The organism is Sediminibacterium sp., from assembly GCF_030695065.1.
Taxonomy (GTDB): Bacteria; Bacteroidota; Bacteroidia; order Chitinophagales; family Chitinophagaceae; genus Sediminibacterium.
In genome coordinates, this window is sequence record NZ_JAUYTR010000005.1 from 57475 (window position 1) to 73567 (window position 16093).

Consider the following 16093-nt stretch of genomic DNA (forward strand, 5'->3'; position numbering starts at 1 on the left):
GGCCGAGAGTATTGTATGTTTTGCTTTTACATGAAAGTATATTAATAAACTCTCTTACCACCCAAATACGTAGCAGTAACTTTTGTCTTCAGTATATCTTGCTCGTCAACTTTCATTAAGTCTTTATCTAACATAATAAAATCTGCTTTCTTCCCTACTTCTAAGCTGCCTACTTCCTTCTCTAAGAAGCCTGCTTTTGCTGCCCAAATGGTCATGCCCTTGATTGTTTCTTCGCGGGTGAGTGCGTTCTCCATTTGAAATCCTTCTGCTGGATAGCCTGCTGCATCTTTGCGCACCACTGCTGCTAAAAATGTTTTGAATGGAGAAATTTCTTCTACTGGAAAATCGGTTCCCAATGGCAACCATCCGTTCTGCTTTAATAAGTCTTTAAATGCATACGCTCCTTTCATGCGTTCCTTGCCCAGTCTGGCTTCTGCCCAATACATATCACTGGTTCCATGAGTAGGTTGTACAGAAGGCACTACGTTTACCTTACCAAATAAATTGAAATCTTCGGGTGCTACTATCTGAGCGTGTTCAATCCTCCAGCGCTTATCGTTTCCTGGTTGCAAATACTTGTTATAAATGTTTAAGATTTCTCTGTTGGCACTATCCCCAATAGCGTGCGTACACATTTGAAAATTGGTCTTGCTCAACACCGCAGCCAATGAATCATAATGCGATTTATTGCGCAATAAAAATCCACCCCATCCTGGTTGATCTGCATAGTGTTTCAACAAACAGGCACCTCTACTTCCAAGCGCGCCATCTGCATACACTTTAAACCCATTCACAAATAGTTTATCGGTTTTGTATGGACCTTTTTTTAAGTAGGCTTCGTAATTGGCTTCTTTGTCGCTCAGCATTACATACAAGCGCATATTCAACTTATTGTTCTTATGCAAGCCATCTATAAAATCTACATCTTGATAGCTCAACCCACAATCGGTAATGGTGGTTAACCCTTGCGCAAAACAATTTTTTTCTGCGGTTTGCAACCAATTGGTTAATTCTTCTTTAGTTGGGGTGGGCATTTTTGCATTCACTGCTGCATCGCCATTGTCTATTAACACGCCCGTTAGTACGCCATTCTTAGTTTCAATTTCTCCTCCTACCACTTTATCACCTGGCTTTATACCTGCCAATGCCAGTGCAGCTGCATTGGCTATAGACGCGTGTCCATCCACCCTTTCTATTACTACTGGTATATTCGGGAAACGTTGATTCAACAACTCATTGGTTGGATATTTTTTTCCTGGCCATTTATTCTGATCCCATCCACGGCCTTTAATGAATTTTAATTCTGGATGTTTTTGGGCAAACGCTACAATTAAATCAACGGTTTCTTCCCATGAAGTGGTATTGTATAATTCTAACTGAAACAGCGATGCGCCGTAGCCTACAAAATGGGCATGCGCATCTATGAATCCAGGATATAGGGCTGCTCCCTTTGCATCTACTATGCTGTCTGCTTGGTATTTACTGGTAATGGCATCATTGGTTCCGGTTGCTATAATTTTTCCATCTTTAATGGCCATTGCTTCTACTACTGTAAAGGCAGAATCTACCGTATAAATAACAGCGTGGTGCACAATGGTGTCTACCCGATTGCTGCTGCATGCTGCTATAGCAGCAGCCAAAAAGATTAGAAGGATTTTATTCATTTGTAAAATTTAAAAGTGATCTATTTGATTCCAAGGAAGCGCTGTTTGCTTTGTTTTAATTTCAACAGCTTTATCGCCTCCGTAAATTAATAAAGTATTGGCAGTAGGGTGGTATTTATTCCAATGATTGAGCCCTTTAAACATGGTTGATTCCATTTTTTTGGCCGCTTTTATTTCAATCCCAAACTGCTCGTCATTCTTATCTACTATCAAATCTATTTCGTTTCCTGCACTATCTCTATAAAAATAAAGTGGGCTAATGATACCTTGATTCAATCTATTTTTTTGTATTTCATTAATGATCCAATTTTCAAAAATAGCACCATATTGTGGATGCTTTTTTAAAGCCAACTTATTATGAATGCCCATTAAGTAACAAAGCAATCCTGTATCATGAAAATAAATTTTAGGACTTTTTACCATTCGCTTATTGGCATTAGAAAACCAAGGTTGTAACATATAGATCAAATAACTGCTCTCTAATAACCCCAACCAAGATTGAATTGTTTTAGTATCTACTCCCGTTTTTTTAGCTATTTCATCTCTATTCAATAATTGTCCTGCAAAATTGGCACACAAGAAAACAAACCTATTAAACGCTGCCAAGTCATTAATATTCTTAAGCAACCGAACATCTCTTTGTACATAGGTTAACACATAACTCTCTAACCAACCGGTTGGCTTTAATTTTTCATTCCAAATTTCAGGATATCCCCCATTTACAATTAGTTCTTCCACAGAATCAATTGCTAATTTGCTTTCCTTTATTTCAGCATAACTCAAAGGCAACAAAGACAAATAGCCTGCCCTTCCAGCAAGTGATTGTGATACCTGTTCTTGTAAAAGAAAATTATTTGATCCTGTTAATATGAATTGCCCTCTTTTGGTATTCTTATCTAACATTTCTTGTAAATACCTAAAAATGAGCGGAACTCGCTGTACTTCATCAAACACAGCCCCACCAGCGTATTTTTTTAAGAACGCTTGTGGATTCAACTCAAATTCAGCTTGCGTGGCAGGTGTTTCAAAATTGATATAAGGCTTTCCTTTGAAAAGCATTTTGCTCAAAGTGGTTTTACCACTTTGCCTTGGACCTGTTATACACAAAGCCCTAAATTGAGTCAGTTTAAACTCGGCTTCTGCCTGTATTGCTCTATGAATAATATTGCCCATTTACTTTAATTTTGCAAAAATGGAGTTGAACTCCAGATTTGCAAATATATGCAAAAATGGAATTTGATTCCAGATTTACAAAAAATTGCAAAAATGGAATCGGCTAGAATATCTGGGTTTTGTCGTTAACTTCTGCGTTGGTTACTATAGTATGGTGCTGTTCTTGCTCAGGTCTATGAAAAAATTTGTTTTGGAAAACCAAGATGGTAATCACTCCTGTTGAAATTGCCATATCGGCTATATTAAAGACAGGTCTAAAGAATTCAAATTCTTCACCACCTACAATAGGTATCCAAGTTGGATAATGCGAATTCGTAATAATAGGGAAGTACAGCATATCTACTACTTTACCATGAAACAATCCTGCATAGCCTCCTCCTGAAGGAAATAGGGTTGCTATATTTTGTGTAAATGGATTGCTGGCTTCGAAGATGATGCCGTAAAACAAGCTATCAATTAAGTTGCCCAATGCTCCTGCGTATATGAGCGCTGCACAAATTAAAAAGCCCTTGTGCTGTTTCTGTCTGATAAAGTTACGTATCAGGAATGATCCCCAAATAACTGCCCCTAGTCTAAATAATGTGAGGGCTATTTTTCCAAAATCTCCACCAAATTTCCAACCCCAGGCCATGCCTTCGTTTTCTACAAAATGCAGTCTAAACCAGGTACCCAACACATTGTGTTCTTCGCCTGTGTAATAGTTTAGTTTAATGTAAAACTTAGACGCTTGGTCTACTAAAATAATGGTCAGTATAATAAGAATAATCTGCTTTGCTTTCACGGCTCAATTTTATCGTAAAAACAAAGATAAGGAAAGGTGGTTGCTTTAGTTACCACCTGTTCCTGTAGTATCTTTTTTAACAGTTGTGTCTTCTATAATTTGAACTGGTGTAGATGTAATGGTGAAAATTTCCGTTATCTTCTGCATATCGCCACAATTGGTATCGGCACGCTTTAATGCCAATGCATAACGGCCTGCTGGTATATTGTCGAATAAGCCAGTAGTATTGCTGTACACTTGGTTGTTCACCAAATTGGTTAAAATATATTGAACAGACAGTTTTGTATCGGTGATGGCAAAATGCAATACCCCATTTTTTGCATCCTCACTAGTGGCCGATACATTCTTGGTCATTTTAACATCTACCTCTAACACAGACTCTTCTATGCGGAGTTTTCTTTCTACAGGCTTACAAATATCGCTGTTGTTTGAGTAAACCAATACACTGTATTCTCCTGCTGCCAAACTATTAAACATCCATGTTGGCAAGTTGGTAAATTCTGAACGGAAAATTTCTTTGTTGTTGTCGCGCTTTATCAATACATACCTGAATGGACCAACTCCTTGTGCAATGCTTACGGTAAAGGAACCATTGGGTGTTTCTGTACAACTACTTTTTACAATATTGGTTACATTAATTTTTGCTGCAACGGGCTCTGTTAATGTTGCGGCAAATTCAATTTTATTATTACATGAATCTGTTACTTGTATCACGTATTTGCCTGCGGCTAAACCACTAAATACTACTTCTCTGTTTTTTATGGTTAAAGTTCCTGCCTGAGGTAGTATAGTTGCATTCAGCGCTGCTGGATTACCACCTCTAAGTGTTACAGACACCGACCCGTCTAATAAACCATTACAGGTTACAGCTGCAATTTTTTTATTGACTTCTTCTAATTTGGGGTGTTCATTTATTACTACAGGATAGTTTACACTACATGCCCCTGCATTGTTATCGTCGTTTGTTAAAAACAACTGATACGTTCCTTTTGCAACCCCAGTAAACTTTGCAGTTCCATCGGTACTGCTAACTGTTTTATCTGAAGGTTTTAATTGTAACAAATATTTTTCGGTGAAACCCTTGATATTGTTGATGGTTACTATTCCCTCACTTACATCTTTACAGGTATTATTGGTGATAATATCACTGAGTTGTATAGAAGGGGCGGCAGGCATAAACACAAATGATTTAGCAGCCGGCATACCCAATTCTGCACCAACCATTAAAGAAACCCTGGTATTCACTTTTTGATTGGCCATTGGTTCTGCCTTCAATACATCTGCTAAAGCAACTTGTAGTTCAGGTGCTCCTGTAGTACTCAATAAATTCCAATCTGCAGATCCATCTAATTGGTACTCCCATTTATATAAAACGTCTTCTTTGTTGGGCAACAATGAAGCGCCTGTAGTTAATTTAACTTTGGTGTTACTGCAATATTTTGCAGAAGCTATATCGGTTGCAATTTCATCTGCAGACGGCAACGTGTATTTCACTTTGTATTCTATAGAGAAATTACCTCCAGCAGTTGTTGCGGTCATTTTATTTGAAAAAACGCCTGGCTTAATGGTTTTTAAGTCTATCACCCACTCACCAAATTCATGCATTTTATCTTTATTAAATAAACCACTTCCATCAAAATCACAATTGCCCTTCTTCTTATTTTTTTCAAATGCTTCCATTTTTAATCCAATAGCTGTTCCATTGCTTAAGTCCCATTCAATATTTTTCAATGGATAGTCTACCATAGCATCGGTTTGCTTAAAGTCTACTAAATGGAAACAATTAAACCCTTCACTGTCTGTATTATTTAGTAAAGCATTGTCTTGCTTGTTAAAAAATTTCAGCCTGGGATCTGTTCCGCTTTTATTGGAATATTTTAAGTGCACATCGGTTACTACAATACTTATTTGAACCTTTTTTTGTGCATTTAATTGCGCAAAAGAACATGCTACGCAAAATACAAGCATTAAAAGCTTACTCATCTTCATAAAATTTTCTTGAATGTTCCAGCCTGGGGGGAGGGCCAATTATTTACGGAGTCTAAGCCCAACATACAACATGTACATACCTGGTCTGCTGGTTCCTTGTGGAATTTCGCTGATATTATTGATTGCAAAATTATACCTTGCTCCTGCCATCAAACGTAATGGCAAATTCATTTCAGCTCCTATAACACCAGATAATTCTGTCGTTTTAAAAGCTGCTTTAACGTCATTCTCAATATTACCTGTCTTAGATTTTGCAGTAATTAAGAAGCCCATTTGAGGGCCAGCGTATGCTTTCAAAAAGCCAATTTTTGTTTGCAATAACAATGCAGGTGCTGCTACATAAGATAAATTGGTTTCTGAAAAAGCAGCTCCTGCTCCTGTATAAGTACCACCCTTAGAATAAAATCCTAATTCAGTTCTTAACGTAATAAAATGACCAATCAATCTAGAATTTAAAAAGAATGATCCACCTATATTAGTTTTAGCCTCTTCAGAAACGTTGGTTGTGATAATTGAGTTGTAATCTAAATTAGATCTTTGCAATCCTACTATAAACCCAATTTCCTTTCTTTTTTTGTCTTTGTCTTGAGCAAAAACACCAAGTGTAGTAGATGCTAAAAGAGTTGCTGTAAGCAGAATATGTAGTTTCATAATTAATTGAATATGCATTAAAAATATAAAATTTAGTTAACTTCTCAAGGATTTTTGATATTTTGGCGCTGATTTACCTATATATAGGTAATTACAATTAATTAAAGACCACCCCCCGGCCACTTTATTGATACGATTTGTACTATGAGAAAAAAGTACCTGCTATTGGTTTGTAGCATCCTAATCTTGGGGCAACTGGTGTATGCGCAGTCTATTACAGATTTAATTAGGGCTGCAAACAACAAAATCCTCTTTAAAAATTACAAAGAAGCCATTGTCAACTTAAATAAAATAGTGTCTAAAGAAACTTCGGGTCCTTATGCAACACAGGCTTATTGTTTAAGAGGGAAAGCCCATGCTGGTTTAAAAATGTTTAAAGACGCTTTAGCCGATTATAATTACGCCATTCAATTAGATCCCAACAATGTGGAAGCTATTCAAAATAAAGGGGTGTTGCTGATGGATAATGAAAAACTGGAAGAAGCATTAACCGAGTTTAATACAGCCATCCAAAAAAACATGACTTATTTAGATGCCTATATGAACAGAGGTAAAGCTTTATTGAAACTTAATAGACATGCTTTGGCTTTGGAAGACTTAAATAAAGTAGTTAAAGCAAATCCTACTTATGTAGATGCGTTGTTGCTTAGGGCTTCTATAAAGCGTGGTTTAGATGATATTAATGGCGCTTTACAAGATTGTACCAAAGCCATTGATGAAGATGAAAATGCTACGGAAGCTTATATGATTAGAGCCAATATTAGATTGGCTTTGGGCAACCCAGGAGCTGCTATTTTAGACCTGAATCATGCCCTAGAAATTGAAGACAGCAATGAGTTTATTTTCTTTCAATTGGGCAATACTTATTTTAGCGCTTCCGACTTTAGAAACGCTATTAAATTTTATTCTAAAGCCATTACTTTTAATAATAAAGATGCCAGCTTTTTTTTACAACGAGGATTGGCAAAGCAAAAATTGAATGATAAGCCAGGTAGTTGTGCAGATTTTTCTGTGGCCGTTCGGTTGGGCAGCATTCAAGCAGACTATATAAAAAAGCAGTCTTGTAAATAGTTACTCTTCTATATATACTCGTTTAACTCTTAAGCTTATTCCGGTCATTATTTCATATGAAATGGTTTCTGCTGCTTTGGCTACTTCCTGAATAGATATATGTTTCCCAAAAATTTCTACGGCATCACCCGGTTGTACATTGGGAATATCGGTTACATCAATCATACACATATCCATACATATTTTTCCAACTGTGGGTGCCAATGAGCCTTTAACATACATTTTACCAACTCCATTTCCCATTCTTCTTGGGTATCCATCTGCATACCCTATGCGAACTGTTGCAATAATGCTGTTTCTTTTTAATACCCCTGATCTGTTATAACTCACCGTTTCCCCTGCATTTAAAGCCCTCACTTGTGCAACTGTTGTTTTAAGTGTAGCTACTGTTTGTAAAGGCAAATTGGCCTGATGCACATTGTCTGCTCCGTATAAGCCTATTCCCAATCGAACCATATTAAATTGCCAATTGGGATTGCGTCTAATGGCTGCTGTATTGGCAATATGCTTAATAAAGCCATAACCCAATGCAGCTTCAATTTGAGTACAAGCTTTACTAAAATGGCTTACTTGATGTTGGGTAAATGCATCTTCTTTTTCATCTTCACTTGCTGCCAAATGACTCAATACCGATTTTACTCTTAGGATTTGTTGATTCCCTAACCAGTTGGATAATTGGGCTATTTCTGCTGCATCAAAACCCAATCTATTCATTCCCGTATTCAGCTTAATATGAACGGGGTATTGTTGCAATCCTTGCTGTGTAATATATTGATGAAAAGCGTTGAGTATTTGAAAGGAAAATAATTCTGGCTCTAAAGAATAGTTTACCATTGCATCAAACGAATATTCGTCGGCACTCATTACCATAATAGGTAAATGGATACCTGCTTTGCGCAATGTTACTCCTTCGTCGGCATATGCCACGGTTAAATAATCAACTTGTTGCTGCTGTAATCTTCTGGCTACTTCTCCTGCCCCACTTCCATAACCAAATGCTTTTACCATGGCCATTAATTTGGTATTGGGTTGCAGCATCGACTGATATGCTTTCAAATTATGCACCATGGCCGTCAAATTAATTTCCATGATGGTTTGGTGCACTTGCTGCTCTAACCAATGCGCCAACTGCTCAAATGCAAATTTTCTTGCCCCTTTTAATAAAATATAACATTGCTGAAACATCGTCTCATGCAAATGATGCAATACATCTTGAGTATTGGCAAATAGTTGTATGCTAAATGGAAAACTTTCGCTGGCGTGTTGTGTAAAATAATTACTGATTTCAGAACCTACTGCAAACAACTGTTTAACCCCACTGCTGCTTAACATTTGTGCCACTTGTTGGTACAATTGCTCTGCTGGCTCTCCTGTATCTACTATATCTGATACAATGGCAATAATGGGCTGTTGATTGGCTTGTTCTTTTAAAAACTGTAATGCCAACGACAAAGAAATCTTGTCGTTGCTATAGCTATCGTTTAATAAATAACTCTGATTAATGGCCCTTCGCAACTGCATCCGCATTTCAACTGCTGTAAGTTGTAATACTCTTTGTTGTATGACCGAAATACGATAATTCAGTTGCAATAAAACCAATACACAGGTTAATAAATTTTGCAATGACGCTTCATCGGTAAAAGGAACTTGTAATTGAAATTCTTCTTCTTGGTATTTCAACACCAACTGGGTACTATTGTTCTCTTTATATTGCGCTATCAACTGTAAATTGGGTGGTAGATTGCCTGCACTTTGTTGCGGCTTTGATCCCCAAGAAACAATGGCAGCATTGGTTTGCAAGGAGAATGGAATATAATCGGATGCAATTATTATTTTACTTGCACTGGCAAATAATTTTGTTTTCTCGGCTACTTTTTCTGCTACACTTGCAAATCCTTCATTGTGTGCATCGCCAATATTAGTGAAGACACCCATGGTGGGTTGCACTACTTCTGCCAATGCTTGCATTTCTCCTTTTGCTGAAATGCCTACTTCAAATATGCCCAGTTCATGTTGTTCATTCATTTGCCAAACACTAATGGGAACACCTATTTGTGAGTTGTAACTTCTTGGGCTTCTTACAATATTAAAATCGGGTTGCAATAATTGATACAACCATTCTTTTACAATGGTTTTACCATTGCTTCCGGTTATTCCAATTACAGGTATGGAGAATTTTGTTCGGTGATGCGCTGCAATTGCCTGCAATGCTTTAACTGTATTAGGTACGGCAAAAAATACCCCTTCCTTAAATTCATTGGTATCAATTGGCTCATCAATTACAAATACCCGAACCCCTTGCTGGTAAAGGTCTGCAATAAAAGAAGTTCCGGTTCTTCTAGGTCCTTTAATGGCAAAGAAAATACTTTTTGTTGCATCAACTATATTTCTACTATCGGTTACCAAGTATTGAATAACTGCATTGCCTTGGCCTTGTATGGGCTGTTGTAAAATTGCTGCTATATCATTCAACTGGTACTGCATCATCATTATTTAACAGAGTCGTCTACCACGTCTTTGGGGGTACCACGTTTTTCTAAAACAATAGAATACAATATTGATCCAGAAATACATAAAACAATTACGCCCAATGATAATGCCACTTGACTGGTTTTACTCATCCACATACTTAAATAATGTTCTCCCAACATTTTTACGCCAATAAATACCAACACAATAGCGATGCCTTGTTGCAAGTAATCAAATTTGGTTACCGCTCCTCTTAACAAAAAGAACAATGAGCGCAAACCAAGTACCGCAAAAATATTAGACGTATAAATAATCAATGGATCTTTTGAAATACCCATTACCGCAGGTATTGAGTCTAGTGCAAATACCAAATCGATGGCTGCTAATAAAATAACTACTACGAATAAAGTAGTATAAGCAGGCTTTCCGTTTTCGCGAATCATGTATTTTCCGCCACCATCATGGTTTACCAAGGGCAAGAAGGATTTCAAAAATTTATAAATTTTTGATTTATGTGGATCAAACTGCTCTTCGTCATTGGCCTTGAACATATGATAGCCTGTATAAATTAAGAACCCGCCAAAAATATAGAGCACCCATGAAAACTTAGCAACCAGCGCTACTCCCAACGTAATAAATATTACCCTGAAAATAATGGCCATTAAAATTCCTAATAGCAATACTCTTGAATAATATATTTCTTTAACTCCAAACGAATTGAAAATTAAAATGAACACAAAAATATTATCGATACTTAAACTCCACTCCATCAAATAGGCACTTAAAAATTCAAAAGCCAATTGGTGCCTACTTATATCTGCCCCTCCACTATCTGCAGCCAAAGCGGGGCCTTCTATCCAAAGAAAAACGAAAAAAGCAATTGCCAAACCTACCCAAAACATAGTCTGGTTTAATGCTTGTTTAATGGTGATGCTTTTATTTTTTTTACTTAGCAAGCCTAAATCGAATACCAATGCAACAGACAATACGATTCCAAATACTAAATAAACAATTTGATGTGCGTTCATAATAATCGTTCAATATTAAATGCTGTAGCGCTTTTTACGCCACCACTGAAATAAATAACCAATCAATAATACTATTGCTACGGGTAACAATACATTAATTAATTGCCAGAATGTTTTTTGCTCCTGCAACTTTTGCTTATTGAGTAGTCTTAAAACGACTGTTTTATTTCTACTCTGAAACAATGAATTATCAGACGAAAGATAATCTATACTATTCAGAAAAAAAGCTTTATTGGCAAATCGATAATTCTCCATTTGTATAAGCCCCATGGGCAACGGGCCAGTTGTATTGCTTACTTCGTTGGTAACAATATCTCCATCGGCTACCACTATTTGCTTTCCCGCTTTTGCTGCTTTTGATAAATAAGGTCTTCCGGTATTAGCTTGTACAGAATCCATTACTACCTTAGGTAATCGATTACTAAATAGTGAATTGAATTTACCTTCTAATAAAACCGCTACTGGCACAAAACTTTTATTAAAGCTGTATAAGTCTTCTTGACTTTGAACACTGTTTAATGAAACCAATGCCGGCGATGGCAATATTCTGCTATTGGTATCAGAAGCCAACAAAATGGTTTTCTGTATCCCTTTTGCCATTACTGTATCTATACTCGATGGAAAAATGGGTAATACCCTATCTAAATTGGCCGAAATAGGATTCGGTGTTCTTGCCGATAACAGTGGATAATATGGCCAAGGCACTCGTTGCATTCGAATGCTCCCGTCGGGATTTTTTCCTATCACCAATGGTATTTTAGAACAGTTGAGGTCTTGCAATAAATCGCCATTAATTCTTACCCCATATTTAAACAACAATTCATCTAAGCCCAAGCCCCTATCGAATGCGGTATATTGCCCTTCGGTTCTTTTTAAGCTATCTAACTCTGCATGTAATTTGTCTATGAACCAAATGATATTTCCACCATTCATTACATACTGGTCTAGCTTTAATAAGTCTTCTTCAGTAAAATTTTGTTTGGGTTTTACTATTATCATTGTTTTAATAATAGCCGCATCTGGGTATGCTTGTTTTAAATCGAAAATACCCAATCTATAATCGTTGCGCAAACTTTCGCCTAAATCGTTCACGGTTAAATCGGTGGGCTCTCCATTCCCTACTACATAAGCAATAGTAGGTACTTCTTTGCGAATCAATTTATCAATTGCGGTAGCAAATTTATTCTCGAGTAATGCTTCTGCTGCATTACGTGTTGCTTCAACATCTTCTTGCGGTTCTTCGGTAAGCACATTAAATTGCTTATAGATTTTCCTACTGCTTCTTAAGTCTACTGCAATAGGTGGTTGATTTTTTTGATAATACACCAAAGCGCTTGGAATGATGAATTGGTCTGATGTGGCTTCTTCAAATACCACCCCCATTTTTTGTAAGCTGTCGTACAAAACAGCTTTAGCTGTATCATTGGCCAAACCCTCACCTGGGTTTCTAAATATTACCCTGATCTGGTTGTTGGCATGGTTATTAAATGAAGCCAATATATCGTTGGTGGCAATGCTTAACTTTTTATAATCGGTAGGTAGTTCTCCAGTTAAAAACACTTCCACCGTTATGGTTGAATCAATTTTTTCTAATAAATCTACCGTTGAACTACTAAGCGTAAATCTTTTGTCTTCGGTTAAATCTAATCGTTGGCTCATCATTGCCCCCACCACGGTAACGCTTACCAACAGGGCAATTGCAGCCATTGCCTTTGTTGATTTTTTGGGCGCTTTGGTTAATTGTAGTTGAGTGATATACAAAAAGAAACCAATTACAGCAACAAAGTAAATAATATCTGATGCCGCCAAAACGCCTCTGCTAATATTAGCTGCATGCAGTTGAATACCCATTAATTCAATGTAATAATCTGCGCCACCACTAAAAAGTGAAAGCTTAGCAATAGCAGTAAATACGGCAAACAAAGCAAAGGAAAGCAAGCCCCCCAATCCAAATGCTGCAATGGTATTGTTGGTTACACTACTTGCATAAATTCCAATAGCAGCAAATACACCCGCAAGCAAGAACAAACTAATATAACTACCAATGGTAGCACCTAAATCAATTCCGCCTGTAATACTGAGTGCTTGCATAGAGAATGCATACACAATCGTTGGCACCAATGCAATCAATACAATGAATAGCACACCCAAATATTTTCCTAAAATGATTTGTCTTAAACTTAGTGGTAGGGTTTGCAATATTTCATAAGTGCCTGTTCGCATTTCTTCTGAGATACTGCGCATAGTAATTGCTGGTATTAAAAACAGAAGTAACCAAGGCATTAACTGAAAAAATGGGGCCAAACTGGCATAACCAAAATTGAGCAAACTGGTATCGGGGAAAACAAAAAACAACAGACCTGTAAGTCCTAAAAACACGCCCAGCACCAAGTATCCGGTTAGGGAAGCAAAAAATTGTTGCCACTCTTTTTTACAGATCATCCACATGCCTCAAAACTAAAGTTTTTATATGCAAAAACCCCGACGAATCGGGGTTTTACTATAGCAATTAAATTTATTTAACAAAGTTATTCACGAAAAAGGAAAGTTGGTGTCGGCGGCAGATTTTCTGCCAACTAAACCGCAAAGCTTTCACCACACCCACAACTTCTGCTGGCATTGGGATTATTAAAATAAAATCCTTTCCCATTTAAACCATCCGAAAAATCTAATTCTGTATTTACTAAGTATAGAAAGCTTTTAAGATCGGTTACCACTTTTACTCCATTGTCTTCAAACACTTGATCCATAGGTTTGATTTCGTTGTCGAAGTCTAACTTATAGCTTAACCCCGAACAACCTCCTCCTACTACACCTACTCTTAAGAAATAGCTTTCGTTGCCAGTAACACCTGCTTCTTCCATCAGCTGTTTTACTTTGGCCTTGGCTTTATCGCTTACGTAAATACTATTTTCTGTTGCTGTTTCGCTCATACACTTTAATTGATGGTATTAGTGAATTCTTTCTTCGAACACCAACTCCTCTAAACCATTCTTTTTTCTGTAATCGTTGATGGCGCTTTTAATAGCGTCTTCTGCCAATACAGAGCAATGGATTTTTACTGGAGGTAAGTTTAACTCTTCTACCAACTCCATATTGTCAATAGCTACTGCTTGATCAAGGGTTTTTCCCTTTAACCATTCTGTTGCCAATGATGATGAAGCAATAGCAGATCCACAACCAAATGTTTTAAATTTAGCATCGGTAATTACCCCTGTGGTATCGTCTACTTCAATTTGCAAACGCATTACGTCTCCACACTCAGGAGCACCTACTAAACCAGTACCTACATTGGTTTTAGACTTGTCTAGTGTTCCAACGTTTTTTGGATTACTATAGTGATCAATTACTTTTTCTGAATATGCCATGGTATGTTTATTTATTTATGTTAGTGAATATATTTTTTTGTGGATCCAAGCCACTATTAATGGTGTGCCCACTCAATTTTATCCATATCTACTCCTTCTTTAAACATTTCCCATAATGGGCTCATGTCTCTCAATTTCAATACGGTTTCGCTTACTGCTTTAATGGTATAGTCAATTTGGTCTTCGGTGGTAAATCTTCCTAAACCAAAACGCAATGAACTATGTGCTAAATCATCTCCTAAGCCTAATGCTTTTAATACATAGCTTGGCTCTAGTGATGCAGAAGTACATGCAGATCCAGATGATAAAGCAATATTTTTATTAAAGCCCATCAACAAACCTTCTCCCTCTACATATTTAAATGAAATATTGGCCACATGTGGCAAACGATGTTCTTCGTTACCATTCACATATGCTTCTTCTAATTGAACTAAGGCAGCTTGTAACTTATCGCGCAATTTGCTTAAGCGTGCTGCATCATCGGCCATTTCTAATCTAGCCAATTCGCAAGCTTTTCCAAATCCTACAATACCTGGTACATTCAAAGTTCCACTTCTCATTCCACGCTCGTGTCCGCCTCCGTCCATTTGGGCAGTCACTTTTACTCTTGGATTTTTACGACGTACATACAATGCACCAATACCTTTTGGACCGTACATTTTGTGTGCAGTAAACGCCATAATATCAATACCATCTTTGTTTACATCTACTGGTATTTTTCCAACTGCTTGAACTGCATCTGAAAAGAACAGAACTCCATGCTTTTTTGCAATGGCACTGATTTCTTTTACTGGTTGTATTACCCCAATTTCATTGTTGGCATACATTATTGCAATCAAAATGGTAGTTGGCTTAATAGCAGCTTCTAATTCTTTTAAATCAATTAATCCATCGGCCTGCACTTCTAAATAAGTTACTTCGGCACCTGCACGCTCTAAATGCTTACAGGTATCTAAAACTGCTTTATGTTCTGTGGTAACAGTAATAATATGGTTGCCCTTGGTTGCATACATTTCAAATACGCCTTTAATTGCAAGGTTATCGCCTTCGGTTGCACCTGAGGTAAAAATAATTTCCTTTGGATCTGCACCTATTAATTTGGCAACTTGCTCACGGGCATAATCTACAGCTTCTTCTGCCTCCCATCCAAAAGGGTGGTTACGACTAGCTGCATTACCAAAATGCTCGGTAAAATAAGGGATCATTGCTTCTAAAACCCTTGGATCCATGGGTGTAGTTGCATTATTATCTAAGTAAACAGGTAACTTCAACATAAATGATTGCTTGTTTTTTCTATTAACACAAAAGTATAACAATAGGTTCTATAATTTTGGGACCTTTGATACACAACGGTTGTTTTTCCTCAATTCGTAAGAAAATATATAAATTAATTGTAATGAATAAAATTGAACATATAGGAATTGCAGTAAAAGACCTTGCCTCCAGCATCCCCCTTTTCGAAAAATTATTGAATAGTACTTGTTATAAAACCGAAGAAGTGGCTTCTGAAAAAGTGATGACTGCCTTTTTTAAAACGGGGGAATCTAAAATTGAATTGGTTGCTTCTACCGACCCTGAAGGGGTGATTGCAAAATACATTGATAAAAAAGGGGAAGGCATGCACCATATTGCTTTTGATGTTACCGATATTCAGGCCGAAATGAGCCGTTTGGTATCGGAAGGTTTTACCCTTTTAAACGAGACCCCTAAAAAAGGAGCCGACAATAAATTGGTTTGTTTTTTACATCCAAAGGGAACCAACGGAGTGCTGATTGAACTTTGCCAAGAGATTAATTAATTACAACTGAAATAAGCGATTACTAATACCCCAACCAAAAAGATCCCTAAAAATAAACTGAGTTTTTTCTTAACCTGAAAATTGAATTGTTCTTTTTCGTT

Annotated in this window: 13 protein-coding genes; 2 read left to right on the forward strand and 11 right to left on the reverse strand. The window is 37.0% G+C overall.

Annotation, left to right across the window (positions count from 1 at the left end):
- Positions 1-41 precede the first annotated feature (41 nt).
- The 5 genes from Q8S25_RS00275 to Q8S25_RS00295 all read right to left on the reverse strand — a co-directional run bounded on the left by Q8S25_RS00275 (position 42) and on the right by Q8S25_RS00295 (position 6258).
- Positions 42-1664 (reverse strand): amidohydrolase, encoded by a 1623-nt coding sequence (locus tag Q8S25_RS00275; RefSeq protein ID WP_305533709.1) that lies wholly within the window; start codon positions 1662-1664, stop codon positions 42-44.
- A gap of 9 nt (positions 1665-1673) precedes the next feature.
- Positions 1674-2837 (reverse strand): ATP-binding protein, encoded by a 1164-nt coding sequence (locus Q8S25_RS00280; RefSeq protein ID WP_305533711.1) that lies wholly within the window; start codon positions 2835-2837, stop codon positions 1674-1676.
- Positions 2838-2940: 103 nt separating this feature from the next.
- The gene (locus Q8S25_RS00285) at positions 2941-3618 is read right to left on the reverse strand and encodes a lipoprotein signal peptidase (RefSeq protein WP_305533713.1); all 678 of its coding nucleotides are present in this window, start codon (positions 3616-3618) and stop codon (positions 2941-2943) included.
- A gap of 45 nt (positions 3619-3663) precedes the next feature.
- The gene (locus Q8S25_RS00290) at positions 3664-5601 is read right to left on the reverse strand and encodes a hypothetical protein (RefSeq protein ID WP_305533715.1); all 1938 of its coding nucleotides are present in this window, start codon (positions 5599-5601) and stop codon (positions 3664-3666) included.
- A gap of 45 nt (positions 5602-5646) precedes the next feature.
- Complete coding sequence (locus Q8S25_RS00295; RefSeq protein ID WP_305533717.1) at positions 5647-6258, reverse strand: outer membrane beta-barrel protein; 612 nt, start codon at positions 6256-6258, stop codon at positions 5647-5649.
- A gap of 144 nt (positions 6259-6402) precedes the next feature.
- Here Q8S25_RS00295 and Q8S25_RS00300 point away from each other — a divergent pair, with 144 nt between their 5' ends.
- A complete protein-coding gene (locus Q8S25_RS00300; protein WP_305533719.1) occupies positions 6403-7329 on the forward strand; it encodes a tetratricopeptide repeat protein in 927 nt (308 codons plus the stop codon).
- On the opposite strand, the gene Q8S25_RS00305 is transcribed toward Q8S25_RS00300, so the two are convergent.
- The 6 genes from Q8S25_RS00305 to Q8S25_RS00330 all read right to left on the reverse strand — a co-directional run bounded on the left by Q8S25_RS00305 (position 7330) and on the right by Q8S25_RS00330 (position 15465).
- Complete coding sequence (locus Q8S25_RS00305) at positions 7330-9813, reverse strand: bifunctional UDP-N-acetylmuramoyl-tripeptide:D-alanyl-D-alanine ligase/alanine racemase (protein ID WP_305533721.1); 2484 nt, start codon at positions 9811-9813, stop codon at positions 7330-7332.
- Positions 9814-9818: 5 nt separating this feature from the next.
- Complete coding sequence (locus tag Q8S25_RS00310; RefSeq protein WP_305533723.1) at positions 9819-10826, reverse strand: TerC/Alx family metal homeostasis membrane protein; 1008 nt, start codon at positions 10824-10826, stop codon at positions 9819-9821.
- A gap of 15 nt (positions 10827-10841) precedes the next feature.
- On the reverse strand, positions 10842-13274 hold the full coding sequence (gene gldG, locus Q8S25_RS00315) for a gliding motility-associated ABC transporter substrate-binding protein GldG (protein ID WP_305533725.1): 2433 nt from the start codon (positions 13272-13274) through the stop codon (positions 10842-10844).
- Positions 13275-13402: 128 nt separating this feature from the next.
- A complete protein-coding gene (locus Q8S25_RS00320) occupies positions 13403-13759 on the reverse strand; it encodes an iron-sulfur cluster assembly accessory protein (RefSeq protein ID WP_305533727.1) in 357 nt (118 codons plus the stop codon).
- An 18-nt stretch (positions 13760-13777) separates the two neighbouring features.
- Complete coding sequence (gene iscU, locus Q8S25_RS00325) at positions 13778-14194, reverse strand: Fe-S cluster assembly scaffold IscU (protein ID WP_305533729.1); 417 nt, start codon at positions 14192-14194, stop codon at positions 13778-13780.
- Between the two features lie 56 nt (positions 14195-14250).
- Positions 14251-15465, reverse strand: a complete 1215-nt coding sequence (locus Q8S25_RS00330; RefSeq protein ID WP_371131569.1) for an IscS subfamily cysteine desulfurase — start codon at positions 15463-15465, stop codon at positions 14251-14253.
- A gap of 125 nt (positions 15466-15590) precedes the next feature.
- On the opposite strand from Q8S25_RS00330, the gene mce reads away from it, so the two are divergent.
- Positions 15591-15992, forward strand: coding sequence for a methylmalonyl-CoA epimerase (mce, locus tag Q8S25_RS00335; RefSeq protein ID WP_305533733.1), 402 nt, complete (start codon positions 15591-15593; stop codon positions 15990-15992).
- Positions 15993-16093: the final 101 nt, after the last annotated feature.

What these genes read in the sequence shown, in the direction of transcription:
- Q8S25_RS00275 (WP_305533709.1), bottom strand. Translation starts at nt 1,664, where the DNA reads ATGAATAAAATCCTTCTAATCTTTTTGGCTGCTGCTATAGCAGCATGC.
- iscU (WP_305533729.1), bottom strand. Translation starts at nt 14,194, where the DNA reads ATGGCATATTCAGAAAAAGTAATTGATCACTATAGTAATCCAAAAAAC.
- Q8S25_RS00320 (WP_305533727.1), bottom strand. Translation starts at nt 13,759, where the DNA reads ATGAGCGAAACAGCAACAGAAAATAGTATTTACGTAAGCGATAAAGCC.
- Q8S25_RS00280 (WP_305533711.1), bottom strand. Translation starts at nt 2,837, where the DNA reads ATGGGCAATATTATTCATAGAGCAATACAGGCAGAAGCCGAGTTTAAA.
- Q8S25_RS00305 (WP_305533721.1), bottom strand. Translation starts at nt 9,813, where the DNA reads ATGCAGTACCAGTTGAATGATATAGCAGCAATTTTACAACAGCCCATA.
- Q8S25_RS00295 (WP_305533717.1), bottom strand. Translation starts at nt 6,258, where the DNA reads ATGAAACTACATATTCTGCTTACAGCAACTCTTTTAGCATCTACTACA.
- Q8S25_RS00290 (WP_305533715.1), bottom strand. Translation starts at nt 5,601, where the DNA reads ATGAGTAAGCTTTTAATGCTTGTATTTTGCGTAGCATGTTCTTTTGCG.
- gldG (WP_305533725.1), bottom strand. Translation starts at nt 13,274, where the DNA reads ATGTGGATGATCTGTAAAAAAGAGTGGCAACAATTTTTTGCTTCCCTA.
- mce (WP_305533733.1), top strand. Translation starts at nt 15,591, where the DNA reads ATGAATAAAATTGAACATATAGGAATTGCAGTAAAAGACCTTGCCTCC.
- Q8S25_RS00310 (WP_305533723.1), bottom strand. Translation starts at nt 10,826, where the DNA reads ATGAACGCACATCAAATTGTTTATTTAGTATTTGGAATCGTATTGTCT.
- Q8S25_RS00300 (WP_305533719.1), top strand. Translation starts at nt 6,403, where the DNA reads ATGAGAAAAAAGTACCTGCTATTGGTTTGTAGCATCCTAATCTTGGGG.